This window comes from Acinetobacter sp. RF14B, assembly GCF_006864105.1.
Classification (GTDB): domain Bacteria; phylum Pseudomonadota; class Gammaproteobacteria; order Pseudomonadales; family Moraxellaceae; genus Acinetobacter; species Acinetobacter lwoffii_C.
In genome coordinates, this window is sequence record NZ_SMTB01000002.1 from 45,592 (window position 1) to 71,190 (window position 25,599).

Annotated in this window: 21 protein-coding genes; 7 read left to right on the forward strand and 14 right to left on the reverse strand. The window is 43.7% G+C overall.

The features are described 5' to 3' along the window. The first annotated feature begins 193 nt into the window (after positions 1–193). On the forward strand, positions 194–1,366 hold the full coding sequence (gene mdh, locus E2K52_RS00665; RefSeq protein WP_151203083.1) for an iron-dependent methanol dehydrogenase: 1,173 nt from the start codon (positions 194–196) through the stop codon (positions 1,364–1,366). A 310-nt stretch (positions 1,367–1,676) separates the two neighbouring features. Here mdh and E2K52_RS00670 read toward each other — a convergent pair whose 3' ends face one another. Next, a complete protein-coding gene (locus E2K52_RS00670) occupies positions 1,677–2,858 on the reverse strand; it encodes a transcriptional regulator (RefSeq protein ID WP_151203084.1) in 1,182 nt (393 codons plus the stop codon). 216 nt (positions 2,859–3,074) lie between these two features. Here E2K52_RS00670 and E2K52_RS00675 point away from each other — a divergent pair, with 216 nt between their 5' ends. Further along, entirely contained in the window at positions 3,075–4,586 is a 1,512-nt protein-coding gene (locus tag E2K52_RS00675) for an aldehyde dehydrogenase family protein (protein ID WP_151203085.1), read from the forward strand. 183 nt (positions 4,587–4,769) lie between these two features. Here the strand turns inward: E2K52_RS00675 and bioD are convergent, their stop codons facing one another. From bioD to E2K52_RS00700, 5 genes are all read right to left on the reverse strand, one after another. Continuing rightward, complete coding sequence (gene bioD / locus E2K52_RS00680) at positions 4,770–5,426, reverse strand: dethiobiotin synthase (protein ID WP_151203086.1); 657 nt, start codon at positions 5,424–5,426, stop codon at positions 4,770–4,772. Then, the gene (bioC, locus tag E2K52_RS00685) at positions 5,423–6,178 is read right to left on the reverse strand and encodes a malonyl-ACP O-methyltransferase BioC (RefSeq protein ID WP_151203087.1); all 756 of its coding nucleotides are present in this window, start codon (positions 6,176–6,178) and stop codon (positions 5,423–5,425) included. The genes bioD and bioC overlap by 4 nt, the downstream gene beginning before the upstream one ends. Then, positions 6,178–7,344 (reverse strand): aminotransferase class I/II-fold pyridoxal phosphate-dependent enzyme, encoded by a 1,167-nt coding sequence (locus E2K52_RS00690; protein WP_151203088.1) that lies wholly within the window; start codon positions 7,342–7,344, stop codon positions 6,178–6,180. Before E2K52_RS00690 ends, bioC begins: the two co-directional genes overlap by 1 nt. After that, positions 7,331–8,620, reverse strand: coding sequence for an adenosylmethionine--8-amino-7-oxononanoate transaminase (gene bioA / locus E2K52_RS00695; RefSeq protein WP_151203089.1), 1,290 nt, complete (start codon positions 8,618–8,620; stop codon positions 7,331–7,333). Before bioA ends, E2K52_RS00690 begins: the two co-directional genes overlap by 14 nt. 73 nt (positions 8,621–8,693) lie before the next feature. Further along, entirely contained in the window at positions 8,694–9,422 is a 729-nt protein-coding gene (locus E2K52_RS00700) for an alpha/beta fold hydrolase (RefSeq protein ID WP_151203090.1), read from the reverse strand. 310 nt (positions 9,423–9,732) lie between these two features. On the opposite strand from E2K52_RS00700, the gene E2K52_RS00705 reads away from it, so the two are divergent. Together E2K52_RS00705 and E2K52_RS15090 are read left to right on the forward strand one after the other, a co-directional pair. Next, positions 9,733–10,602 (forward strand): SDR family oxidoreductase, encoded by an 870-nt coding sequence (locus E2K52_RS00705; protein ID WP_151203091.1) that lies wholly within the window; start codon positions 9,733–9,735, stop codon positions 10,600–10,602. 318 nt (positions 10,603–10,920) lie between these two features. Continuing rightward, the gene (locus E2K52_RS15090; RefSeq protein WP_161981114.1) at positions 10,921–11,097 is read left to right on the forward strand and encodes a hypothetical protein; all 177 of its coding nucleotides are present in this window, start codon (positions 10,921–10,923) and stop codon (positions 11,095–11,097) included. A 272-nt stretch (positions 11,098–11,369) separates the two neighbouring features. On the opposite strand, the gene aliA is transcribed toward E2K52_RS15090, so the two are convergent. The 4 genes from aliA to badH all read right to left on the reverse strand — a co-directional run bounded on the left by aliA (position 11,370) and on the right by badH (position 15,884). Then, a complete protein-coding gene (gene aliA, locus E2K52_RS00710) occupies positions 11,370–13,037 on the reverse strand; it encodes a cyclohexanecarboxylate-CoA ligase (RefSeq protein WP_151203092.1) in 1,668 nt (555 codons plus the stop codon). Positions 13,038–13,091: 54 nt separating this feature from the next. Beyond that, entirely contained in the window at positions 13,092–14,249 is a 1,158-nt protein-coding gene (gene aliB / locus E2K52_RS00715) for a cyclohexanecarboxyl-CoA dehydrogenase (protein WP_151203093.1), read from the reverse strand. Between the two features lie 12 nt (positions 14,250–14,261). Continuing rightward, a complete protein-coding gene (gene badI, locus E2K52_RS00720; protein ID WP_101162355.1) occupies positions 14,262–15,044 on the reverse strand; it encodes a 2-ketocyclohexanecarboxyl-CoA hydrolase in 783 nt (260 codons plus the stop codon). Between the two features lie 75 nt (positions 15,045–15,119). Next, on the reverse strand, positions 15,120–15,884 hold the full coding sequence (gene badH / locus E2K52_RS00725) for a 2-hydroxycyclohexanecarboxyl-CoA dehydrogenase (RefSeq protein ID WP_151203094.1): 765 nt from the start codon (positions 15,882–15,884) through the stop codon (positions 15,120–15,122). 503 nt (positions 15,885–16,387) lie between these two features. Between badH and E2K52_RS00730 the strand changes: the two genes are divergently transcribed. Next, positions 16,388–16,879 (forward strand): MarR family winged helix-turn-helix transcriptional regulator, encoded by a 492-nt coding sequence (locus E2K52_RS00730; protein ID WP_151203095.1) that lies wholly within the window; start codon positions 16,388–16,390, stop codon positions 16,877–16,879. An 85-nt stretch (positions 16,880–16,964) separates the two neighbouring features. Here the strand turns inward: E2K52_RS00730 and E2K52_RS00735 are convergent, their stop codons facing one another. Continuing rightward, positions 16,965–18,254: an MFS transporter gene (locus tag E2K52_RS00735; protein ID WP_151203096.1), complete on the reverse strand. Its 1,290-nt coding sequence runs from the start codon at positions 18,252–18,254 to the stop codon at positions 16,965–16,967. Positions 18,255–18,600: 346 nt separating this feature from the next. On the opposite strand from E2K52_RS00735, the gene E2K52_RS00740 reads away from it, so the two are divergent. Beyond that, positions 18,601–19,824: a CaiB/BaiF CoA transferase family protein gene (locus E2K52_RS00740; protein WP_151203097.1), complete on the forward strand. Its 1,224-nt coding sequence runs from the start codon at positions 18,601–18,603 to the stop codon at positions 19,822–19,824. A gap of 70 nt (positions 19,825–19,894) precedes the next feature. On the opposite strand, the gene E2K52_RS00745 is transcribed toward E2K52_RS00740, so the two are convergent. After that, a complete protein-coding gene (locus E2K52_RS00745) occupies positions 19,895–21,577 on the reverse strand; it encodes an AMP-binding protein (protein ID WP_151203098.1) in 1,683 nt (560 codons plus the stop codon). A 281-nt stretch (positions 21,578–21,858) separates the two neighbouring features. Here E2K52_RS00745 and E2K52_RS00750 point away from each other — a divergent pair, with 281 nt between their 5' ends. After that, positions 21,859–23,133 carry an MFS transporter gene (locus E2K52_RS00750; RefSeq protein WP_151203099.1) on the forward strand — a complete coding sequence of 425 codons (1,275 nt, stop codon included), beginning with the start codon at positions 21,859–21,861 and terminating at the stop codon, positions 23,131–23,133. Positions 23,134–23,200: 67 nt separating this feature from the next. On the opposite strand, the gene E2K52_RS00755 is transcribed toward E2K52_RS00750, so the two are convergent. Then, a complete protein-coding gene (locus E2K52_RS00755; protein ID WP_151203100.1) occupies positions 23,201–24,697 on the reverse strand; it encodes a flavin-containing monooxygenase in 1,497 nt (498 codons plus the stop codon). A 12-nt stretch (positions 24,698–24,709) separates the two neighbouring features. After that, positions 24,710–25,549, reverse strand: coding sequence for an alpha/beta fold hydrolase (locus tag E2K52_RS00760; protein WP_151203101.1), 840 nt, complete (start codon positions 25,547–25,549; stop codon positions 24,710–24,712). Between the last annotated feature and the right edge of the window lie 50 nt (positions 25,550–25,599).

The window sequence follows — 25,599 nt, forward strand, 5'->3', positions numbered from 1 at the left end:
TTGCAGAAAATAACACCAATTTTCAAATGCTCTGCTGTATCAGATAAATGTCGATGATTCAGATTTTAGATAAAAATCAACAGTTTATTGAAGTGGTAGGTGTTTGGTAGGTGGGATTCTTCCGGACTTGACTGCATACTTCATCGACGATAAAAAGTGTCAACAATTGAATAATGGTAAAAGGAGTTGCCCCATGGCTTTTAAAAATCTTGCAGATAAAACCAATGGTTTTTATATTCCCTGTGTTTCACTTTTTGGTCCTGGCTGTGCCAAAGAAGTGGGAAGCAGAGCACAAAATTTAGGCGCAAAGAAAGCCCTGATTGTGACAGATGCCGGTCTGTTTAAATTTGGTGTTGCCGATACGATTGCTGCTTATTTAAAAGAAGCTAACGTCGACTGTCATATTTTCCCGGGTGCAGAACCGAACCCTACCGATATTAACGTACATAAAGGGGTACAAGCCTATCACGAGAATGCTTGTGATTTTATTGTGTCTTTAGGTGGTGGTTCATCACATGACTGTGCCAAAGGTATTGGGCTGGTGACTGCGGGCGGCGGCCATATCCGTGATTATGAGGGTATTGATAAAAGCACAGTGCCTATGACACCGCTGATTGCGATCAATACTACAGCAGGTACTGCCTCTGAAATGACACGTTTCTGTATTATTACCAATACAGAGACTCATGTAAAAATGGCTATTGTCGATTGGCGCTGTACTCCGCTAATTGCGATTGATGACCCGAAGCTGATGATTGCCAAACCGGCCAGCTTAACTGCTGCTACCGGAATGGATGCCTTGACTCATGCAGTTGAAGCGTATGTTTCTACGGACGCCAATCCTATTACCGACGCCTGTGCAGAAAAAGCTATCAGCATGATTAGCCAATGGCTCAGCCCTGCGGTTGCCAATGGTGAAAACCTGGAAGCGCGTGATGCTATGAGCTATGCACAATATCTGGCAGGAATGGCTTTTAACAACGCTTCGCTAGGTTATGTACATGCGATGGCGCATCAGCTTGGCGGTTTCTATAACTTGCCGCATGGTGTATGTAATGCAATCTTACTTCCACATGTATGTGAATTTAACCTGATTGCCTGCCCTGACCGTTATGCCAAAATTGCCCAGTTAATGGGCGTGAATATTGAAGGCTTGACCGTCAATGAAGCCGCTTATGAAGCGATCGATGCGATTCGTCAACTTTCAGCTTCAATTGGTATTCCAACTGGCTTAGCTGAATTATCTGTGAAGGAAGCTGATCTGGCAATCATGGCTGAAAATGCGCAAAAAGATGCCTGTATGCTGACCAATCCACGTAAAGCAACCCATGCGCAAGTGGTAGAAATTTTTAAAGCTGCAATGTAATCCTCAATGTAAGCCCTCTCTCCCATTTAGTTATTGGCTTACATTTTTAGCAACTGCTGTTTAACGTATTTTTTAGAAAATAGGTTAGACGGTAGTTGCTTTTTTTTACTCTTACAATTGGGGGGAATTCTGGTTCGTCAGCAGGATAAGGGAGAAAGTCTTAATAAATGAATATAAGACTGTCCGACGGCGCCCTCAAGGCACTATAGCAACCTGATCCATAAGATTCAGAAGATAAACCAGCCATTTAAAAAACTTTAATGATCTGCCTAGTACGCAAGCTTGATCAATTAAGCTTATCATCGCCGTCTTAACTATCTTTATATTTTAATAGGGTTTGATATACGGGATTCGTTTTGGGCATCAGCTCAATCAAACGTTCGACAGCATCAATCGCCTCGGGGAAGCGCGCTACATGTTTCAGTAATACATCGGTTTCATTGGCTTTAAAAACGGCATCACTTAAGCGAGACTCCAGACAATCGCGCCATGCACATAAAAAAGGACTTTCTGTTTTAGCCAAAAACACTCCGCTACACAGTTTTAAGGCAGAATCGATATATCCTGCATCTAAAGCCTGCTCTGTCAGCAAAAAGTCAGCCTCGACATGGGCCAATAAACGGTACGGTCTTGAACCCAGCATTCCTCCAAGCACATCACGTAATTGCGACATTTCTGCCTTTAATGTGCCCATACTGACTTTACGCTCACCATATAAAGCCTGGTGCAGACTGTCCAGACTTAGACCTTGTGGGCATAAAGCCAGAATGGTCAGGATTTCAATCTGGCGTGGAGTCAGTACCAAAACCTTACCATTGAACAGTACTTGCGGCACAGAAAAAGCACGAATATAGAGTTGCTGCTTTTGATGTTCCAGTAAAGCTGATTGAATAATGGAGGCACAGCGTTCCGCAGCCAGCAGTCCCAAACTATTATGCTGTTGCCAGGTGGTCGAAAGGTCGATTACTCCCAAAAGCTGTTGTGAATGCGGATCAACAATGGGAGCAGCATAACAAACCCAGTCGTGGATAGACGACATATAATGCTCATTGGAAAACACACAGCTCGATTGCTGAGTTTTTAATGACAGTGCTAAAGCATTTGTCCCCACCAGTTCTTCACGCCATTGCCCACCTTCGATAAAATGTACACTTTCGGCGGCACTTTTCATTTGCGGGCTAGAGGCCGACCAAATGATGGTACTGCCCATATCTGCAACTGCCAGTACCATAGAAGACTGTTCAGCAATATGCTTTAAATCCTGCGCACAATATTGCAAGGCATTTGCCAAAGTGGAAGAGTAAGTTTCTTTTTGCAAATGGATTAAAGGCGCGGCAGAACGATCTTCTGGTATTGCAGCAGAAGATGAGCGCTGCCAGGAGCTGGCAATACTTTGCCCCAGCTGCTCTGCATGTAATGCCGACCAACTACTACTCGCTCTAAACTGTTCGATTTTCTGTCGTCTCTGGCTCAGATCTTGCTTTATCTCCATTCCATACTCTCACAAAAAAAGCCATGATTTACATCCACTGTAATGACTATATAACTATCTTTTAAGATCAAGTGAAAAAATTGTAAACCTTCTTGTCTCCAACCTTTCTCCAACCTTATTCCATGTATGCTAAGTCGAATAGTGTACCAGAGTCCCTGATACCAAAACTGTAATTACAGATTTTTACAACACTAAAATAAGTCAAGGAACACCTATATGCGTTATGTCGATCCTAATCAACCCGGTTCAAAAGTTCAGTTTAAAGCCCAATATGAGAACTTCATTGGCGGACAATGGGTACCACCTGTAAAAGGTCAATACTTTGATAACATTTCTCCAGTAGATGGTAAGGTATTTACCAAAATTCCACGTTCAAGCGCTGAAGATATTGAGCTTGCACTGGATGCGGCACATAAGGCCAAAGATCAATGGGGCCGCTCTTCTCCAGCAACTCGCTCTAATATTTTATTAAAAATTGCTGACCGTTTAGAAGCCAATTTAGAGCTTTTGGCTGTGGCTGAAACCTGGGATAACGGTAAACCGATTCGCGAAACACTGGCTGCCGATATTCCTTTGGCCGTTGACCATTTCCGCTATTTTGCCAGCTGTATCCGCGCTCAAGAAGGCGGTATTTCAGAGATTGATGAAGATACTATCGCTTACCACTTTCATGAGCCTTTAGGGGTCGTTGGACAGATTATCCCGTGGAACTTCCCGATTTTAATGGCAACATGGAAATTGGCGCCGGCGTTGGCGGCGGGTAACTGTATTGTATTGAAACCTGCCGAACAAACCCCTGCCAGCATTCTGGTTCTGGTTGAATTGATCCAAGACCTGTTACCTGAAGGTGTACTTAACATAGTCAACGGTTATGGTGTAGAAGTGGGTCGCCCGCTTGCAACCAACCCGCGTATTTCCAAAATTGCATTTACTGGTTCAACAGGAGTTGGCCAGATGATTATGCAATATGCGACCGAAAATATTATTCCAGTTACGCTGGAACTGGGCGGTAAATCTCCAAACCTCTTCTTTGAAGACATTATGGATCAGGAAGATGACTATTTAGACAAAGCCCTTGAAGGCTTTACCATGTTTGCCCTGAATCAGGGAGAAATTTGTACTTGTCCATCACGTGCCCTGGTTCAGGAAAGTATTGCGGACAAATTCCTGGAACGAGCAATCGAACGAGTAAAACGTATTAAAACCGGTCACCCGCTAGATACCGAAACCATGATTGGTGCGCAGGCCTCTCAGGAACAGCAAGATAAAATTCTGGGCTGTATTGCAACTGGTCGTGAAGAAGGTGCCGAAATCTTAACCGGTGGTGCAGAACGCCATGAGGTTGGTCAAGGTTTTTATATTGAGCCGACTATTTTCAAAGGCACCAATGACATGAAAACCTTCCAGGAAGAAATTTTTGGACCGGTACTTGCTGTCACCACCTTTAAAGATTTTGATGATGCAATCCGCATTGCCAACGACACTATTTATGGTCTAGGTGCCGGTGTCTGGTCACGTTCAGCGCATACCTCTTACCGTGCAGGTCGTGCGATTCAGGCAGGTCGTGTATGGACCAACTGTTATCACATCTACCCTGCCCATGCTGCCTTCGGTGGTTATAAAAAATCAGGGATTGGACGTGAAAACCATAAAATGATGCTTGAGCATTATCAGCAAACCAAAAACCTGTTGGTGAGCTATTCAACTAAACCGGCCGGTTTCTTTTAATTCCTTTTAAAGTGAGTATTTGATTCATCATTAAATATTGGCTTTGAGCGAAGGCCCAATCCTTGATTGGGCCTTCGCTGTTGTAGGAGGCTTTACTAACCTTTCTCTTTGATTCGCGCTAATCCAGTGGGTGCAACCGACCTTAATGAAAATTCCCCGATATTTTATTTCTTTTATCTCTTTTTAATCCTGTTCTAGATCCATAGCCGGAATATCCAGCCATTTAGCATCAGCAAAATCTCGTTGCAAATATTGTTTTAAATAGCGAATCGTATCTTTAGCGATCAGTTCATCCTGTGAATTGTCCGTATGATTAAAGGCCAAGGCATGCAGCTTGACTTGGCGCTGCTTGAGCAGTTCCAGACTGAGCAAGGTGTGATTAATACTGCCCAAACGTCCAGAAGTCACCAGAATAACCGGATATTGCTGTGCCACTATATAATCAATCGTCAACCAGTCTTCGGTCAGTGGAACCATCAAACCGCCCGCACCTTCAACCAGAACCCGCTCATAATGTTGGGCCAGCTGTTGGGTAGCCTGCTCAATTTTCCCAAAATCAATTTCACGTCTGTCTAATCTGGCAGCCAGATGAGGTGAAGCCGGATAAGTGAAAATTTCTGGCATAGTCAGCTTTTGCAGATCTTCACTGAGCAGTCCGCAGCCCATAATTTCTCGGTGCTGTTCAATATCTTCAGAAAAGTCAGTATTACCGGTCTGAATCAGCTTTTGCGTGATGGTGCGGATGCCCTGCTCGTTCCAGTGTTTGGCCAGAAAACCTGTGGCGAAGGTTTTACCAATAGCGGTATCAATACCACTGACAAAATAAATCTGTGCGTTCATATCACCTTCCGGGCAATCACATAAATTGGATGATAAGTTAAGCCATAATGCTGCGTATCGGGATGTTGAAATTGTTGATAATTTTGATAGAAGGCCTGCAGTGAAGACTTGGTCCAGCGAAAACCCTGCGCTGTCGCTTGTACTCCGGTGGCCTTGATATGCTGTAACACCTGCTTGGGATGTTCAAAGTCTAGAGTCATTCGCTCTTCATGCTGTGCAATCACTTCAAAACCCTGTGATTTAAGCATTCTCACGACTTGATCCAAACTTAAATAATCCAGCCCTTGCCCGGTTAAAGCTTTAATTTCTTTTAAATTGTCTTGGGCATAACTGGAAAAACATACATGGCCTGAGGCCTTTAAAGCCTGATGAATTTTCTTCAACAGTGCTGCTAAATCCTTAATCCATTGCAGTGACGAGGAAGATACCACCAGATCCAGCGACTGCGGCAACGGCAACGTTTCAATATTGCCCAAGCCCCATAAAAGACGATCATCCTCCTGAAAATGCTGCTGTACTTCGGCATACAGGTCATTCAAAAAAAGATGTTCAAAACCATAGGACTGCATAAAGCGTTGGCTAAACAGGCCTGAACCGCAACCAATTTCCAGGACGCGCTGAAAATCCGGCTGGCTCACATGCTGTTGTAACAGCTGTATCAGCTCGGCAGCCACTGCATTCTGGACCACGGCGTGCTGTTTATAACTTAAATGTGCCTGGGCAAAACGTCGGGCAATCTGTTCACTTTTCATCAAGACAAGCTTCCCAATAAGGTCAGACAGTGATTCAAATCTTCTTGTTCTACCTGCCGGTGCAGGCAGATTCTTAGTCTTGAAGTGTTGACCGGGACAGTTGGCGGACGCACCGGCAAGATATAAAAGCCGTTTTTTTGCATCATCTGGGCGGCCTGAACAGTTTGACCGGATTCACCAATCATCACCGGAATAATCTGTGAGCTCGAAGGACAGGCAAAGCCTAGTGCCTGAATGCCCTGCTGAAACTGTGCAGCCAGTTCGGTCAGATGTTCCCGCTCTGCCCGCAGTTGCTGCATTTTCTGAAAAATAAAACGCGTCCATGCCATACAGAGTGGAGGTTGCGCGGTACTAAAAATTAGCGGACGCATTGTATTGATTAAATAGTTGCGAATTACCGGATGACAGACCAGATAACCGCCGACAGAAGCCAGTGCTTTGCCAAAAGTACCCACCAGCAAATCAATCTGATCCAGCACCTGATACTGCTCGGCGCAGCCAAGCCCCCGCTCACCACGTACGCCGATCGCATGTGCTTCATCTACATACAGCATGACCTTGTCACACTGCTGCTTTAAGGCCACTAATGCTTTTAAATCCGTTTCATCGCCATCCATACTAAAAATAGATTCAGTGACCACAATAATGCGGTCAATTGTTGCATCGAGTTGATACCTTTCTAACAACTGCTGTAAATGGCAGAGATCATTGTGCCGGTAACGGACATACTGCGCCTTGGAAAGGCGTATGCCATCAATGATGCTAGCATGCACCAGCTTATCGGCAATGATCATGGTTTTTGCATTGGCGAGCGCCGGCAAAATTCCGATATTCATATGATAACCGCTATTGAACAGCAATACCGAGCGGCCAAATGCTTGCGCCATTGTGTCTTCAAGCTGTTCAAATGCTGCAAAATTCCCGGTGAGCAAGCGTGATGAACTGGCACTCATCTGGCGTTCGGACAGAGGTGTCAGGTCAAAAAACTCTTCACGTAAGCGCAGATCTGAAGCCAGTCCCAGATAATCATTAGAAGCCAGGTTCAGCATCTCGATTCCATTCATGTGTAGCCGAGGCTGGCTTGAAATATTGGCCTTAAACTGACGGTATTGCCCCTGCTGTTTCAGCTCATCCAGTTGTTGCTGAAAATAGTCAAGATGGTGCATGGGCTAACTCCATCTCTTGAACCATCTCAGCCATCTGCTTTAATAGAGTCTCAAGTTGAGCATCAGAAATTACATAAGGAGGCATGACATAGACCAGGCGACCAAAAGGACGAATCCACACCCCACGGCGTACACATTCAGCCTGAAAGTGAGCCTGATCTACAGGCTGGTGCAACTCGACCACACCAATGGCGCCCAGAACGCGAACTGCTTTGACTTGCGGCAAAGTGTTCAAAACCTGTAAATGTTTTTTAAGCAGGACTTCAATGGCCTGAATACGGCTTTGCCAGTCCTGGGCAAGTAATAGCTGGGTACTTTTTAAGGCAACAGCGCAAGCCAAAGGATTGGCCATAAATGTCGGGCCATGCATAAACACGCCTGCTTCACCATCGGAGATCGTGTCTGCAACATGCTTTGTGGTCAGGGTCGCAGAGAGCGTCATATACCCCCCCGTCAGTGCCTTGCCGATACACATAATATCGGGGCTCACTTGAGCATGTTCATAGGCAAAGAGTTTTCCAGTACGGCCAAAACCGGTTGCGACTTCATCCAGAATCAGCAGGACATCATATTTTTCACAGAGTCGTTTGGCCTGTGTTAAATATTCAGGATGATAGAAACGCATTCCACCTGCGCCTTGCACAATCGGCTCAATGATCATGGCCGCAATCTGCTGATGCTTTTCTTTTAGGACCTGTTCTAGCGGCTGAATATCTGCTACATGCCATTCCCCTGCAAAAGTGCTTTGCGGCGCAGGCACAAAAAAACGCTGGGCTAGACTGGAACCAAAAATCTGATGCATGCCCGTCACCGGATCACATACCGACATGGCATTCCAGGTATCGCCATGATAACCGGAACGGGTCGTAACAAAATTGGTTTTCTGAGCCTGCTGTCTTGCATGCCAGTATTGCACGGCCATTTTCAAAGCCACTTCAACGGCCACTGAGCCAGAATCGGCAAAGAAAATTTTATCCAGCTCAGGAGCGGTAATTTCAAGGAGCAGTTTGGCCAGGTCGATTGCTGGCTGATGGGTCAAGCCGCCAAACATGATGTGCGACATTGATTCCAGTTGGGTTTTGACAGCCTGATTTAATTCCGGATGATTGTAGCCATGAATCGTACACCACCAAGAAGACATTCCATCAATCAGTTGAGATCCATCCTCCAGTTCAATCACTGCCCCCTGTGCCGCCTTGACTTTATAACAGGGAAGCGGATTGGTCATGGAAGTATAAGGATGCCAAATATGCTGTTGATCGAAAGCGTCCTGCACAGAATTCAACCCTAATAATAAAAATGACTTTGATCTTAACGTTTTAAAATTGAAATGAAAATATCATTATCTGCTATTCGGCTTTAGCTGCTGCTGTACCGGTTAAAAATATTAAAATTGGTTCGATTAACAATTTTGTATCGAACAGGATGGCATCATGTGCAGCATCAATACTTACCAAGTTCAGGTTACATGCTGCTAATAGCTCGTTTTCCTGGCTAAGTTGGTAGGGAACCAGCATATCGTTTCTGGAAAATACCAAAAGCATCTTGCCTGGATAAGACTGGAAGATATTGACCAAATTTAATTGTTCAAGAAGATAGAGATGGCGGGCTTGATAGATTAAATCAATATTTAGAATCTGTTGTTGAAGATATTTTGCCCTTTCTCGAGGTGCTGATGAACCAAGAGTCACTAATGCACAGAAGCGCTGCATTGCCTGTAGAGGATTTTTTAAAACAGACTTTTGAAACTGTTGATATTGCATATAGGGCATGGCGTGAGGCCAAAGATCATTTGCCACAAAACAGGGGTTCGACATACAGCAGATGACAGGTTTAACAAGCTGTGTTTTTTGATAAATTTCATGCACAAGCAGTAAAGCAAGTTGTCCCCCCAATGACCAGCCGATTAAAACATCAAAAGATTGGGCCTGTTGTACTCTGGCAACACGAACTGAAAGGTCATTAGGATCAAAGATGTCCCAGATTTCAACCTGATATTGCTGTTGTCTTAGCAAGTCCGCAAATGGCTTGAGAACTGAAGTGCCTAGTCCCCAACCTGTAATTAAAAGAATCTTCATCCAGCCTGTTCCAGCAAAAATCATTCATTCGGATGAACCATACTATGGTTGCTTATATAAATGTACTGATCTGCTGTGCTTGAGCAAAGGATTTTGCAGACCGTCATTTACTCACATCAGCCTAATGCTAGAGTTGAGCTCTAACCAATCCAGCATAAGCCACCCACCCTCCAGACAATGTCAATCTGAATGAAAAATTGATAAATCACGAATACATTATGTTATGAAATGTGAGGTGTTGACTCATTTTTTTCAAATTCTCCTAATATATTTTTTCTTATAGGACGACCTCATTGGAATTGGAGAAGAGATGAATCATTATCCTGAAACCCCAGCTTCAACTGAAACGCAAGAACATCAACCGGGTATCCAAAGCAGAATGAATCCTCTCCCGGAAGTCATCAAATCAAATTATAAAGGCAGCGATAAATTAAAAGATAAGGTGGCACTGATTACAGGCGGAGATAGTGGCATTGGACGTTCCGTTTCTGTTTTATTTGCCCGTGAAGGTGCTGATATTGTCATCTGCTATCTGGATGAAGATCAGGATGCACAAGAGACTAAAAAAATGGTTGAAGATGAAGGCAGACGCTGCCTCCTGATTCAATGCGATTTGCAGCAACCTGAAACCATCCAGAAAATGGTCGAGCAAGTCCTTCAGGAATTTAAAACTATTAATATCTTGGTGAATAATGCCGGCGTTCAATATCCACAGGAGCGTATTACGGATATTTCCTCTGAGCAACTATTAAAAACTTTTAAGGTCAATATTCTGTCAATGTTCCATTTGACTCAGGCGGTACTGCCACATATGCATGAAGGTGACAGCATTATTAACACCACCAGTATTACCAGCTATCACGGTCATGACCTGCTGATCGACTATGCCAGCACTAAAGGAGCCATTACCTCCTTTACGCGAAGCTTATCTACCAATTTATTGAAAAACAAAACGGGAATCCGGGTCAATGGTGTAGCGCCCGGCCCGATCTGGACACCCTTGATCCCGAGCAGTTTTGATGCAGAACAGCTGGAAGAATTTGGTAAACAGACCCCTATGGGCCGCATGGGACAGCCGAGTGAAGTCGCACCTGCCTATTTATTTCTGGCCAGTGAAGAAGCCAGTTATATCTCAGGTCAGGTCATTCATGTGAATGGCGGCAGCATTATTAATGGTTAATCAGATCTGAAGATAACGCATCCTTGTGGATGCTTATCTTCATTTTTGAGAATTTATGGTTTTCAAAAAATATTTCTACTAATCTATAAGGATTATAAAAATATTTAATACAATCAATTTATTAAGTTGAATAATAGCCCTAAATGGCGTGTATTATATGTGCTTTAGAATCCATTAAAAATATAAAATGGCTTTTGGTTTTTTATCAAGTTTGGCAGATTCCAAAATAATTTAAACAAATTCTGACAGATACTTACCCTCTCCCACCTAAGCGCTTGTTATAGTATTTTTCACTGCAAAGCTGATGAGGATAGTGAGATGCCTAGAGGTGATAAATCTGCTTATACAGATAAACAAAAGCGACAGGCCAAGCATATTGAAGACAGTGAAAAAGAACGCGGTCGATCTGAAGAGGAAGCTGAACGGATTGCCTGGTCAACAGTCAATAAACAAGATGGCGGAGGCAAGAAAAAGAAAAGTTCAGATCAAAACTAAGCTTATTTAAAGCCCCCTCATAAATGGACATCGTTCACAAAAAAGCTAGACAGTATTTCAAGGCAGATGCAAAGTACTAGCAGACAAAATCAGGTATCTTCTGCTGCGACTATAGAGGTGGAAGTTAGCCTAATAAAATTGTAACTCGTCCAAAAATTAAGCTTGGGATTTTTGTTCCCCCCTTGCCGTTTTTAGATACTCATCTAAGATGAAAATAAACCATGAATAATATTGTATTGTTCAGGGTTTTTCTCATTTAATTATTCCATTTTTTAATTCATTGCAATTGCTGCTGATGCTATAGATTGGGCCAAGAGTTCTCTGAGTTTAAATTTCTGGATTTTCCCCGATGGCGTCATTGGAATTTCATCCCATATCTCCAAACGCTCCGGAACATATTGCATGGCCAGATTATGGGTTTTCAGGAAATCTACCAGCTCATTAAAACTTAACGGCTGTGTTGGATCTTTCAGCTTGATGATTGCACAGGCACGCTCGCCCATTCGCTCATCTGCATAAGCCACTAAAGCTACTGTTGCAATATTCGGATGTTTATAGAGCAATGATTCAATTTCTGCGACCGGAATATTTTCTCCGCCACGGATAATCACATCTTTCTTACGGCCACAAATCCGGATATAGCCCTGCTGGTCCTGATAGGCAATATCGCCAGTATCAAACCAGCCTTCGGCGTCCGTATCATTTAAATGGGGGCGTTTGAGATAACCGCCAAAATTTGAACAGGTGCGGATCATCAAACGGCCGGATTCATTCACGGCTTTGGTCTGACCTTTTTTATCCACGATCTTGATTTCCACGCCTGGCAAAGCGATGCCATCAGTATTGAAAGAGCGCTCATCCTCATCTTCAGGTCGGGTTAGCGTCACCGCACCACATTCGGTCATACCCCAGGCTGATATGACTTTAACACCCAGAGTTTCCCGGGCTTTTTGCACCAATGGACCTGGGATCGGTGCACCGGCACATAGGAAAATCTTTAGTGAATCAACTTTATCATGCTGTTCTGCCACGGTATTGGACAGGTCATTCAAAAATGGAGTCGAGGCCATGGTGAAATTCACCTGATGCTGATGAATCAGAACTACAGCTTTGGCTACGTCCCAGACATCCTGTAACACCACTTTGGTATTCAGCTGAATCGGCATCATCAGGCCATACATAAAACCGGTCTGGTGTGCCATCGGCGAGGCCATTAATACCACATCATTTTCAGCTAAATGTAGTCGTTCTGCATAAGGCACAATATTGGAAAATAAGGTATTGGCGGTATGCATGACGCCTTTCGGTTCACCCGTGGTCCCAGAAGTAAAGATCAGCTGGGTAATATCATCCGGGCCAGATTCCAGCCCATCCAGCGCAGCAACTGCTAACGTATCCTGTTCCAGACCATGATTAAGTAACAGATGGTCAAAATTATTCTCGCCTTCACCATTGACCACTACTACATGCTTCAAGCTATCCAGCTTGTTTTGCAGCTGATTGGCCAACTGTTCATGATTAAAATTGCGGAACGTTTTAGGTACAACAAAAACTTTGGATTCACCATGTCTGAGCATGAATTCCAGCTCACGCTCACGGAAGATCGGCATGAGTGGATTGAGTACTGCACCGATACGACTACAAGCCAGGTAAAGCAAGGTAAATTCCCACCAGTTCGGCAACTGACAAGACACCACGTCACTTTTTTCAACACCCAGCTGTTTCAGACCCAGCGAAATTTTATTGGTCATGTCCCAAAGCTGTTGATAGCTAAAGCTCTGTTCAGTTTGATTCTCGACCTTAACGCTTACCAACGCTGTTTTGTCCGGATTCTTTTCTACGGCACTACGTAAAAAATCAAGAATCGTTTGATTTAACCAGTATCCCTGTTTGAGCATGGCCTCTTTTCTGGCCGGGATCAGAACTGCATCGAAATCCATTCGCTTACTCCTCATTCTTTATAATTATCGTATTCAGGTTTGGGCTTATTTTCCTTAAGCCGGAACAGCCTTACGTCCTGCTTTGTGACGCGCAATAATCGTTTTCATAATCTGGGCTGTTCCATCACCAATCTGGAAACCGAGTACATCCCGCATACGCTGTTCCATCACACCACGGTCATAACCGGCATGGCCAAAAGTCAGCAGACATTGATGAATTACATCATAGGCCAGTTTTGGCCCCCACCATTTACACATGCCCGCTTCAGAGGTATGGGGCAGATGATTGTCTTTCAGCCATAAGGTTTGCAGGCAAAGTAAGCGTGCCGCTTCAACCTGGGTTTCGTATTCCGCGAGTGGATGCGAAACTCCCTGAAAAGCAGTTAATGGCTGACCAAAAGCTTCGCGTTGGGCTGCATATTCCCAGGCTTCATCCAGACTCATCCGGGCAACGGCCAAAACCTGTAAACCGATCAGAGCACGTGAAAAATCAAAGCCCTGCATCACCTGTACAAAACCTTTGTTTTCATCCCCTAGACGGTGATTGACTGGTACACGAACATTGTCAAAAAAGATTGAACCGCGACCAATGGCGCGCTGACCATGACAGTCAAAACGTGTGGTACTGATGCCCGGTAAATTCATCGGAACCAAGAGCGCTGTCACGCCATGCGCACCTTCTTCATTGGCACCAGTACGGCCAAAAACCACCGAAGCATCTGCCTGATCGGCCGCAGAAATTGAAGTCTTTTCGCCGTTAATGACATATTCGTCGCCATCACGTTCAATCTTTAAACGCAAGTTCGCTGCATCAGAACCGCCTCGCGGCTCGGTCAAGGCAATTGAAAAGATAGCTTCGCCTGCAGTGAGTTTTTTCAGCCAAGGCTCAACCACTTCAGGCTGACCATGTTCGGCCAGAATCTGCCCATTTAGGGAAGCAAGCAGGTTGATATAGGAAAAACTTAAATCCGCTTTGGCAATCGCTTCATGGATAATTCCGGCAGCCAGTCTGCCCATGCCCTGACCGCCGTATTGTTCCGGCAGTTCAGGTGCAATAAAGCCCATTTCACCCATCTTTTTGACCAGATCACGGTCAAAGACTCGGCTTTGGTCACGTTCCAGAAAACCGGGAGCAATATATTTCTGGGCAAATTTTTCTGCCGTTTCTGCCAGAAACTCGAGTTCTTCAGTGATATAAGGATTCTTTTTCATGGATCAGTCTCCTTATTTGGCATATTTACGGAATTCAGGCTGACGTTTTTCTTTCAGTGCATTGACGCCTTCACGCGATTCTTCAGTATCGTAATAAAGTTTCAACGCATACATGCCCATGCCAGCAATACCCGCCTGATGCGCGGTATCCATATTGAAACTACGTTTGGCAATTGCAATGGCAGTCGGACTACGCTGACAGATTTCTTCAGCCCAAGCTTGGACTTCGGCATCTAGTTGATCGGCAGGTACGCATTTATTCGCTAAACCCATTTCAACCGCTTCCTGACCAGAATAACGGCGGCACATATACCAGATTTCACGGGCTTTCTTTTCACCTACCACACGCGCTAAAAATGCCGTGCCATAGCCCGGATCAACCGATCCCATTTTCGGACCGACCTGACCAAAAATCGCTTTGTCTGAACAGATGGTCAAATCACAAATGGTTGCCAGCACATTGCCACCGCCAATGGCATAGCCTTGTACGCGTGCAATTACCGGTTTAGGTACATCGCGGATGGCGGTATGCAACTCTTCCATTGGCAACCCGATCGTACCGCGGCCATCATAATTGCCATCATGCGCGGACTGGTCACCACCGGTACAGAAAGCTTTCTCACCCGCGCCTGCCAGCACAATTGCGCCCACATTACGGTCATAACCTGCTTTATTCAATGCCTTGATCAGTTCGTCACAGGTGGTGCCACGGAAGGCATTCATTTTTTCTGGACGGTTAATCGTGATCCAGGCAACACCGTTTTTAACTTCATATAAGATATCTTCAAAATTCATTTTCTTTACATCCTGTAGTGTTTTTATCTATCTGGTTGAACTGTGATTGTTATGAGATTCAATGATGATGTCTGTTTAACCGTTCATGGTTAAACCGCCAGAAACACTGAGTACCTGCCCGGTAATAAAGCTGGCGTCATCACTCAAGAAAAAGGCAATGGCAGAAGCCAAATCATCCGGTTGACCCAAACGACCCAGTGGAATGGCACGAATAAAGGCTTCACGTAATTTTTCCGGATTTGACGCGCCTTCAGTCACACCTGCAAGCAAAGCCGTATCAGTGGGTCCCGGGCAAATCACATTAATTTTGATGTTATGACGTGAATGCTCACGTGCCAGCGTTTTAGAGAAAGATAACAAGCCGCCTTTACAAGCCGCATAGACTGCTTCGCCTGAAGAACCGACCCGGGCTGCGTCAGAAGCGATATTGACAATATTGCCGGAATTGCGTTCTACCATGCCTTTTAGCACTGCAAAATGCATATTTAGCATACCGACCAGATTAATCTGGATCAGTTTTTCCCATTCCTGCGGATTGGTTTTAACAAAAGGTTTAAAAATATCCCAGCCGGCATTGTTGACCAGTCCATCAATTGGACCGAGTCCAGTTTCGGTTTTTTGAACCGCCTGCTCCACCACATCACTTTGGGTAATATCACACTGAATTGCCAGTGCGTGACCATATTGATTGATTTCATTCGCCAGCTTTTCAGCCGCTTCCAGATTCATATCAAAAATGGCAACTTTGGCGCCTTCCTCTGCCAGACGTCGGCAGGTGGCTGAACCAATTCCGCCTGCTCCGCCTGTCACAATCACAACCTTGTCTTTTAATCCTTTCATTGCTGATCCCTACGCTATTTTGTTGTCGAATTTAATCGGCTGTTGTTCTAATTCGCTGTGTTTTATCTAAAATAGAAAGAGATTGGATTTATGTCAATACATTTACATAAAATAATATTTATAAATTATTATTTATATATTTATCATTAACTTAATATTTTTATTTATTCAACATATTGACTCATATTGGTTTTTGGCTTTAGATTAATTTGAATCCGACTTCACTCTAGAGTCAAAATATGTCTTTTGCATGACAGATAATTTATTCCTTTAAAATTAGGAAGAAAGCCTGAGATATTTGGTGAGTAAGTACACTGGAAGTGAGGAAAAAAGAGAGATTTCCAAGCCATCAAACTGATTGACTCAGAATTTAAATCGAAAAACTTCTGCAAAAACACTATGATTTTTTAAAACAAATTATAATAGAAACTGATTTGTGCGAAAAAGCGATAGGCTATACTCTGCGCGGCTCGGCTATTTCAGTTTTGAGGATGTCCAATATTGTGAGTGATACTTTGTCAAAAAAATATGATCAATCCTTATATTCTGCTCATAACCGGCTTTTTTTCCGGTTGTTTCAGGTGGGCAACAGTTTGGACCGTAAATGCCTCAATGAGCTGAAAATATCCCCAGTGCATTGGGCTGTGCTGGGTGCCTTGTCCCGTCCTAAAGTTAAATCAGGAATGTCTTTTTCTGATCTGACTGAGTATCTGGGCGTGAGCAGGCAAAACCTGGACGCAGTGTTAAAGCGGCTGGAACGTGACGGTCTGGTCGAGCGCGTCATTAGTGAACAGGACCGGCGTGCTAAAATTGTTGCGCTGACGGCTGAAGGCTTGGAAACATGGGATAGTCTACAGGATGATTTTTTTGAGTTTTATGGACAGGCCTTAAATAAGCTGGCTTTTGATGATGTGATTACCCTGATTCATTTGCTCAATAAAGTAAATGATGGTTTAAAAAGTATTCATCTGCACAAAGAAACAGATCAAGAATAAAAAATTAGAAATAGTATTTCTAAAATTGAGTGATATAAAAATGAGCCTTTTTTAGGCTCATTTTTTACATGGTTTTTATAAATAGTTAAGCTTTTTGAGGATCATATTGACGGTCTTTGATGAAAATCCCGGACACTGCGCCACATAAGAAATAGGCACCGCCCATGATCAGGAAGCCTAGGCCAATTGAACCACCGCTGGCCGCCGCACCAATAATTGCAGGCGCAAACATGGCGCCGATACGACCTGCATTATAAGCCCCACCTACCGCAGTGCCACGAATAGAAGTGGCAAAGCTTTCAGTCATATAAGTGGCATTAATCGCATATGGAATACCATAAAGGAAACCAAAGAATATCAGCAGGTAAGCAATGTTATCTGGTGTATTGAATAGCACAATCACGGGCAGGAAAATCGCCGTTCCAATTGCTCCAAACGAAAAGACAGCGCGTCTACCCAGACGGTCTGAGGCAAAGCCTGCCAGAATTTTGCCGAAAATCATCGCTACATAGGTACCAATCATATAGCCCGCCATGGATTTAAAATTCATGTGCAATTCAGATTCCAGATATGCTGGCATCCAGTTGTTTACACCATAGTAGCCAAATTGTAGAAAACCGGCCGTGAAGATCCACAAAATAAACATTCTGCGATTTGCAGGCTCTGCGAAAATCTCTTTGACTGTGCTTTTTTTGGCCGACTGCTGTGCCGTGATTTCAGTCCGAGCATATAAGCGCTGCAAACGTGCACGCTGCCAGGATTCTGGCTCAGGAACCAGTTTCTGGATAAAAATCGCCATAACCGAGGGAATAATGGCAATAAAAAATAGAGTTCGCCAACCGTATTCCGGAATAATCCAGCCTGCCAGTACAGTGGCCACAATATAACCGACGGTCCATCCTGCCTGTAAAGTACCTAAAACCGTGGTGCGATATTCAGTTGGAACATATTCAGCCATGAGCGTATTGGCTGCAATATATAAAGAGCCTATGCCGAAAGCAGACAGAAAGCGTAAAGCAGCAAATTGTTCAAAGTTTTGTGTAAAGCCTAAGGCTGCAGTCAATATAGAAAATACTAGGATTGAAATGACTACGGTACGTACACGGCCTAAGCGGTCGCAGGCCCATCCACCAATAAAACCACCAATCGCCATACCTGCCAGCGTAAAGCTGCCTAAGGTACCCGCTTGTAAATTACTTAAACCAAATTCTGCTTTCAGGCTATTTAAACTGAAGGACAACAGCAACATGTCCGCACCATCCACCAGAAGTGCCAAAAAGGCAAAGACAAAGGCGATCTGCTGGGTTCGTTTGGTCGTAGGTTTTATCTTTGCGAGCTCTCTTGCTAAATCTTGTTCTCTTACTAATTCCGTCATATTTAAATCTCTATTCCTATCCTTAGGTTTTTTCATTCCGATCTTGGGTATGCACACCTCTATATGCATGCGCTTTAAGCGCGATCCGCTTTTAAATCATAGTACTTATTCCTGTACTTGTAGTCTCACTACCGAGGCCTTTTCCTTTCCTGTTATTTTTAGATCGTATTTATTGTCGTTAATCAGGCTAAAGAAGTTAGGATGACTTTTCAATCATTTTAGATGTTTTATTTTGTTAGGCGAAATTAATTATCATAAATTTGATTATTTTTCCATTTTCAGATAGCTTTAAAGCGATTATTAAAACGACATGCAGTCTAAATAACATCGAACAAGGAGCGTAACGATGGGTGCTTTAACAGGCTTTCGTGTACTGGATTTAAGCCGGATTTTGGCTGGTCCTTGGTGTAGCCAGATTCTGGCTGACCTGGGTGCAGAAGTGATTAAAATTGAAAAGCCCGATCATGGAGATGACACACGAATCTGGGGACCACCTTGGCTTAAAAATAATCAGCAGGAAGATACCCATGAATCGGCCTACTACCTTTCAGCCAATCGCGGTAAGCATTCGGTTGCCGTAGATTTATCTACCCCGGAAGGTCAAAGCATTATCAAGAAACTCGCAGAACAAAGCGATGTAGTCATTGAGAACTATAAAGCCGGCTCTTTGAAAAGATATGGGCTAGATTATGAAAGTCTAAGCCAGATCAATCCGCGTCTGGTGTATTGTTCCATTACCGGCTTTGGCCAGAATGGTCCGCGTGCTCAAGAGCCGGGTTATGATTTTATCGTTCAGGGAATAGGCGGCATGATGAGTGTCACAGGCGAACGTGATGATCTACCCGGTGGCGGCCCGCAAAAAGCAGGTCTGGCCTTTGCTGATCTGACCACTGGCTTATATGCTGCAATTGCCATTCAGGCGGCTTTGTTGTCTCGCGAAAAAATTGGTGAAGGTCAGCATATTGATATGGCGCTGCTGGATACCCAAGTCGCTTCCCTTTCTGTTCTAGCCATGAATTATCTGACCTCAGGTAAAGTCCCTAGCCGCTTCGGTAATGCCCATGCCAATATAGTGCCTTATCAGGTGTTTAAAGCACAGGAAGGTGAATTCATTATTGCCTGCGGGAATGACCTGCAATTTCAAGCGCTGTGTCAGGCCGTGGGGTTGAATAACGTGGCTGAAGATCCGCGTTTCCTGAAAAATTCAGGGCGGGTTACACACCGTGAAGAACTGACCACCCTTCTGCAGGCGCATTTCTATTCTCAGCCAGCGAAACACTGGGTAGATCTTATTCATACGGTCAAAGTGCCGGTGGGCATGATCAACAACCTGAAGCAGACATTGGAAGAAGAACAGGTCCTGGTACGTGAAATGGTCATTCAAATGCCGCATACTTTACGTGACGATTACACCTCGATTGGTTCACCGATTAAACTCTCCAAGACACCGGTAGAATATAAAAAGGCCCCACCTTGTCTGGGTGAAGATACCGATGCCATTTTGAGTCAATATTTAAGTTCTGCTGAAATGGAAGAACTAAAAAGCAAAAAAGTCATCCAGCAACGATAAGCCTGCAAGCAGTAAAAAAGGAATCTTTCGATTCCTTTTTTATTTTAAATCTAATGGATTAGATCATTCTTTAGCAGGCTTTGGCACTCGGCTGAACAGTACGAGGCAGTTCACGACGCAGAATTTTACCTACTGCAGACTTTGGCAATCCAGGCACAAATTCAATGTATTTGGGAAGTTTATAACTGGTCAATTGCTGCTTCAGATAAGTTATGACTTCATTCTCGGTCAGACTGTCATCCTGTTTTACAATAAAGGCTTTCGGGACTTGTCCAGATTTTTCATCATCAACACCAATTACTGCACATTCCAGTATTTTAGGATGTTTGGACAGTACGCCTTCCAGTTCATTGGGATAGACATTAAAGCCGGAGACCAGAATCATGTCCTTTTTACGGTCCAGAATGGTGATATAGCCCTGCTCATCCATACAACCGATATCACCTGTCAGGAAGAAACCCTCTTTGGTAAATACCTGAACAGTGGCTTGCGGTTGCTGCCAGTAACCCTTCATCACCTGAGGGCCACGAATGGCAATTTCTCCAGCCTGATGAAACTCAGCCGGTGTACCATCATTATTTAGAATCAGAATGTCAGTCCCTGCCAATGGCAAGCCAATCGTACCACTAAAACGCTTACTTAACGGTGGGTTAAACGTTGCCGTTGGTGAGGTCTCAGAAAGACCGTAGCCTTCATAGATATGACAGCCTGTGACTTCGTACCATAATTCTGCTGTATTCTTTAAAATAGATGCACCACCACCTGTGGTAGTTTTTAGGCGTGAATGATCCAGCCCACAGAAACGTGGATGATGAGCCAATGCATTAAACATGGTATTCACGCCCGGAAACACCGTCGGCGGATGTTTTTGATATTGATCGACTAAAGCATCCAGATCTCTTGGATTTGGAATCAGCACATTGGCAAAACCACGACTTAAACCATAACTGAACAGGCAGATGGTAAATCCATAAATGTGATACAGCGGTAAAGCACAGAATACATATTCATCTTCATTGGCATAACGATCGCCAAAATGGCTGATAAATACCGTACTGTTCTGAGCGATATTAAACAAGATATTACGATGACTGAGCTCAGCTCCTTTAGAAACACCTGTAGTCCCACCGGTATATTGCAGAATAACGGTATCTTCTTGCTGCTGTACAGACGCTGCAAAATCAATGACCTGTACCTGATCAATCGCCTGTTTAAAGTCAGAAAACTGTTTGGCTAGATACTGCGTTTTCTGACTATAGGCAATTACAGCTTGATCTTGAATAAAGTCGAGTGGATGGGTAGAAATCACATATTTCAGCGCAGGACACTCATCCAGCTGATTCAATTGCTCTAAGGTAAAACCCAGAATAATCAAGGCTTCTGCCCCTGAATCTTGTAGTTGATGATAGAGCTCGCGCTGGGTGTACATTGGATTCACATTGACCAGCACATAACCGGCACGAATAATCGCAAAAGTAGCGATTGGATATTGAATAATATTCGGCAACATCACCGCAATACGGCTGCCAGCAGTCAGCCCAAGACTCTGTAAATAGCTTGCCAGTTTCTGGCTATAAACATCAATATCTTGATAGCTAAATTTCTGGTCTAGATAAAAAAATGCAGTCTTATCCTGAAACTTAACTAAATTCTCAGCAATCGTCGTGCTCAAAGTTTTCTCAGGATCAGGCCGAGTAAACTCCGGATTTACATTCCACTTTTTATATTCTTCCATCCATGGCTGACTTGTCATTACAGCACTCCTATCCTTGATTATAAAATTTATTTTGTATGGTGAAACTTTATTTTGATTAAAAAATAATAACGTTATCTTTCACCTCAAATCAATGCAATATTTAACTAATTTCAATTTTTTACAAATTAAATCACTTGTTTTATAGCTAATTATCTGGATATATTTTATCAATTAACAAATAAATATTTCATATAGCGAAATTATAAATCAGTAGAAGCAATAAGAGAATGGGATTCATTCTTGTAAAACAACAACGTAACTAGAAAAGGATGTCAATGATGACCTATGAAACTTCAGTGATGGAAGCTGAACGAGTCACGGTTCAGCCTAAAAAAATATGGATGACCGCGTTTATCCTCTGTTTTCTTATTTTACTTGCAGATGGTGTGGATCTGGCTTTCTTAGCCTATAGCCTCACTAGTATCAAAGCTGAATTTAATTTAACTACAGTTCAGGCAGGTGCTTTAGGCAGTTGGAGTCTGGTAGGTGGTGTAATTGGTGGATTAATTGGGGGTTGGGCCTGTGATCGATTTGGCCGGGTGAAAGTTATTGTATTTTATATGATTCTTGCTTCCAGCTTATCTTGTACTTTGGGCTTTGTAGAATCTTATCATCAATTTTTAATTATCCGTAGTATTGCAGCAATTGGGCTGGGCTCCTTGTACATTGCCTGTAATACCTTAATGTCAGAATATGTTCCGACAAAATACCGGACGACTGTTCTGGCAGCGCTCATGACGGGTTTTACCTTAGGTTCATTGTGCGCAACTTTGCTCGCAGGCTGGATTATTCCTGAATACGGCTGGCGTATGCTGTACTGGATTACCATTTTCCCGATTGTACTGGCTTTTCTGCTTTATTTTCTTGTTCCTGAGCCGGACTCTTGGTTACGTTCCCGTGAATTAAAGCGCCAGGAAGCAGCCAGAAAAGTTAAGGTGAAAAAGCAGAATCTTTATAAAATTATTCTCAAAGATAAGAATCACCGCTGGATGTTTTTACTGTGGATTTTAAGTGCAGGCGCCTTGCAGTTTGGCTATGCCGGTTTAAGTAACTGGTTACCTGCTTATCTGGAATCGGATCTGGGGATCAGCTTTAAGGCCATGACTGGCTATATGGTCGGAACGTTTATGATTATGATTTTTGCCAAGGTGGTTGCAGGGATCTTGGCAGATCGGTTCGGACGACGGGCCCTATTTGCTTTTGGAACCATGGGAACAGCACTATTCCTTCCGATAGTGATTTACTTTAATACACCGACTAACATCTTGTACCTGATGCTCATGTTCGGCTTCCTGTATGGTATGCCTTTTGCCATTAATGCGACATATATGACTGAAAGCTTCCCTACTTCGATTCGCGGTACGGCTGTAGGTGGTGCATTTAATATAGGGCGTATCGGTGCGGTATTTGCACCACTCACTATTGGTTATTTTGCACATGGAGGCTCAATTGGAACAGGTCTACTGGTAATGGCAGGTGCCTATTTTATTTGTGGTCTGATTCCTGCTTTGTTCATACATGACCGCTTATATGATCCACAAAAAGCTGATTAATCACCCTCATTTCATTAAAAAAACCAGTCAAATAGACTGGTTTTTTTTAATGAGTAAAATTTAAAAATCAGACAACTTTTCTTTGAGCATTTTCCATGTATTCATAATGGTAACCACTGCGAATAAAATGCTGGTTTTTAGCTCTAAACGAATGAGCATAATCTGGCCAGATTAGGGTCAACTTGCTACTCACCGGGTCCAGATACCAACTTTTACAGCTTTCTGACAACCAGACACTGCCTTGGGAAAGTTGCTGTAACTCCTGCATATAGTGATTTTCAGCGTTCTGATCAGCTTCAAAGACCTGAATCTGCTCCTGTTCAAAAAACTGCAAAGCATCCAGTACCAGATCAAACTGGGTTTCCAGGAAATAAAGCGCTGAATTATGCCCACTTCCGGTATTGGGACCATTCAAGATAAATAGATTTGGAAAATTATGAACTGTCGTAGACTGATAACCCTGCATACCGCTAGACCATTGCTGTTCCAGACTCAAGCCATGTTTACCCACCACCTTTGCCGCATAAGGTGGTCGTGCTGCTTCAAAGCCGGTAGCAAAAATGATGATATCTGCAGGATATTCATTGCCTGATTTGCTGATTACACCATCTTTCGTAATTTCAGCCAAAGCAGAATCTTCAAGCGTGACATTCGGTTTTAGAAAAGTCGGATAATAATCATTGGACAGCAATAAACGCTTGCAGCCCGGTTCATAATTCGGTGTGAGTTTCTGCTGTAATTCAGGATCTGAAATCTGATATTTCAAGAATTGCAGGCAGTTTTTTTTGACCCGCTCAATCTGACTTTTCAGATTACGGCGCTGGGCAAAATTGTATTCATTGCCCCAGAACAACGCGTGTCTGAGTGCTGACATACTGTCCGGATCTTTGCGGAAAAGCTGTTTTTCTGACTCAGAATAAGGTCGGTCTGGTCGCGGCAAAATATATGGCGCACTACGTTGCAAGACGGTCAGGTTTTTTGCTGTTTTGGCAATTTCTGGTACAAGCTGGATGGCAGAAGCACCAGAACCCACCACAATGATGCGCTGATTTTCAAGGTTCACCTGATGATTCCAGCGCGCGGAATGCATCACTTGGCCTTCAAATTCTTCCAGCCCAGGAATTTGTGGCAGATGTTCATCTGCCAGATGCCCGGTTGCTGTAATTAAAAATTCAGCCTCATAAACACCTTTAGAGGTTTGTACTTCCCAGATGCGTTCTCGTGCATTCCAGCCGGCTTTTTCCAGTTGGGTCTGAAAATCAATATGGGGCCGGATATTTTCCTGATCGCAGCATTGGATTAAATAACGCTGAATTTCTGCCCCTTGTGGAAAGACACGGGACCAGTCAGGATTTTTAATAAAAGAAAAAGAATATAGATGAGAGGGTACGTCACAGGCGACCCCGGGATAGGTATTATCCCGCCATGTTCCACCGACTTCTGCTGCACGTTCAATGATTTTAAAATCGTGAATACTCTGCTGTTTAAGGCGGATTGCCATGCCTAATCCACCAAAACCACTGCCTATAATTAGAATCTTGCTGCGCTGTACTTGAGCTTGCATTCTTTATCTCCTTTAAGGCATATAGGGCTGGATTTTTTGATTCGCTGGATACTGTTCTGGATGCTGGCTAAACTGGTTGACCAGTTGCACCACTTCGGCTGGCGCTTCGATATAGAGCGCATGTCCTGAAGAAATTTCGATATAGCGACTGTTCGAAATCGAAGCAAATAGCAGTTTAGCTTGCGCTACAGGCACCATGCGGTCTTCACGGCAAGCCACAATCAACGTCTCTGCACGAATCTCAGGCAAGAACGATGTAATATCAATGCAATAATTCAGTTCACGCTGTTTGGCCGCATCTTGGGAGGGTTTTACAAAGCGTGCCAGATCAAGCACCTGTTTTTCAGTTCGAGCAGACAGATAATCATCGCTATACAGGCAATAATTCACAAAATGTGGCAAGGCCGCAGATTGATCACTAAATAACTGTTGCCAGATCGTGGTCCGTAGTTGTTGCACCGAACTGGTTTTCGCCCAACCGGCCAACAGAATCAAACGTGTGATACGCTGTTTAAGACTCGCGGCTACTTGTGCAGCAATCACGGCACCGAGTGAATAACCCACCACAGTAATAGCTTCATCTTCTTCAACTGCATGCTGGATCAGCGCTTCAAGTTGTTGACTAAAATCAGTCACTGCCAGATCGGCTTTATTTGGAGTATGCAAATCAATGGATAAAACCCGCTGATGAATACCGAGCATGGGAAAAATATAGCTGAAATGCTTGTCTGTATTTCCACCTGTGCCATGAATCAGAATAATGGTGGGATATGAGGATTTCTGTCCGACTTCATGATAAGTGAGTTGTAAATCACCATAAGGACATTGTCGAGTAATCGTGTCTAAATCCATATAGACTCCTGATCTTGTTGTTTTATGGCTGATGCAATACTAAAAAGTAC

Excerpts from the sequence above, each read along its gene's own strand:
- E2K52_RS15090 (WP_161981114.1), top strand. The coding sequence starts at position 10,921 with ATGCCTAGAGGTGATAAATCTGCTTATACAGATAAACAAAAGCGACAG.
- mdh (WP_151203083.1), top strand. The coding sequence starts at position 194 with ATGGCTTTTAAAAATCTTGCAGATAAAACCAATGGTTTTTATATTCCC.
- E2K52_RS00740 (WP_151203097.1), top strand. The coding sequence starts at position 18,601 with ATGGGTGCTTTAACAGGCTTTCGTGTACTGGATTTAAGCCGGATTTTG.
- E2K52_RS00750 (WP_151203099.1), top strand. The coding sequence starts at position 21,859 with ATGACCTATGAAACTTCAGTGATGGAAGCTGAACGAGTCACGGTTCAG.
- E2K52_RS00670 (WP_151203084.1), bottom strand. The coding sequence starts at position 2,858 with ATGGAGATAAAGCAAGATCTGAGCCAGAGACGACAGAAAATCGAACAG.
- E2K52_RS00705 (WP_151203091.1), top strand. The coding sequence starts at position 9,733 with ATGAATCATTATCCTGAAACCCCAGCTTCAACTGAAACGCAAGAACAT.
- E2K52_RS00745 (WP_151203098.1), bottom strand. The coding sequence starts at position 21,577 with ATGACAAGTCAGCCATGGATGGAAGAATATAAAAAGTGGAATGTAAAT.
- E2K52_RS00690 (WP_151203088.1), bottom strand. The coding sequence starts at position 7,344 with ATGCACCATCTTGACTATTTTCAGCAACAACTGGATGAGCTGAAACAG.
- E2K52_RS00735 (WP_151203096.1), bottom strand. The coding sequence starts at position 18,254 with ATGACGGAATTAGTAAGAGAACAAGATTTAGCAAGAGAGCTCGCAAAG.
- E2K52_RS00760 (WP_151203101.1), bottom strand. The coding sequence starts at position 25,549 with ATGGATTTAGACACGATTACTCGACAATGTCCTTATGGTGATTTACAA.
- bioC (WP_151203087.1), bottom strand. The coding sequence starts at position 6,178 with ATGAAAAGTGAACAGATTGCCCGACGTTTTGCCCAGGCACATTTAAGT.
- aliA (WP_151203092.1), bottom strand. The coding sequence starts at position 13,037 with ATGGATTTCGATGCAGTTCTGATCCCGGCCAGAAAAGAGGCCATGCTC.
- badH (WP_151203094.1), bottom strand. The coding sequence starts at position 15,884 with ATGAAAGGATTAAAAGACAAGGTTGTGATTGTGACAGGCGGAGCAGGC.
- E2K52_RS00755 (WP_151203100.1), bottom strand. The coding sequence starts at position 24,697 with ATGCAAGCTCAAGTACAGCGCAGCAAGATTCTAATTATAGGCAGTGGT.
- badI (WP_101162355.1), bottom strand. The coding sequence starts at position 15,044 with ATGAATTTTGAAGATATCTTATATGAAGTTAAAAACGGTGTTGCCTGG.
- bioD (WP_151203086.1), bottom strand. The coding sequence starts at position 5,426 with ATGAACGCACAGATTTATTTTGTCAGTGGTATTGATACCGCTATTGGT.
- aliB (WP_151203093.1), bottom strand. The coding sequence starts at position 14,249 with ATGAAAAAGAATCCTTATATCACTGAAGAACTCGAGTTTCTGGCAGAA.
- E2K52_RS00700 (WP_151203090.1), bottom strand. The coding sequence starts at position 9,422 with ATGAAGATTCTTTTAATTACAGGTTGGGGACTAGGCACTTCAGTTCTC.
- E2K52_RS00675 (WP_151203085.1), top strand. The coding sequence starts at position 3,075 with ATGCGTTATGTCGATCCTAATCAACCCGGTTCAAAAGTTCAGTTTAAA.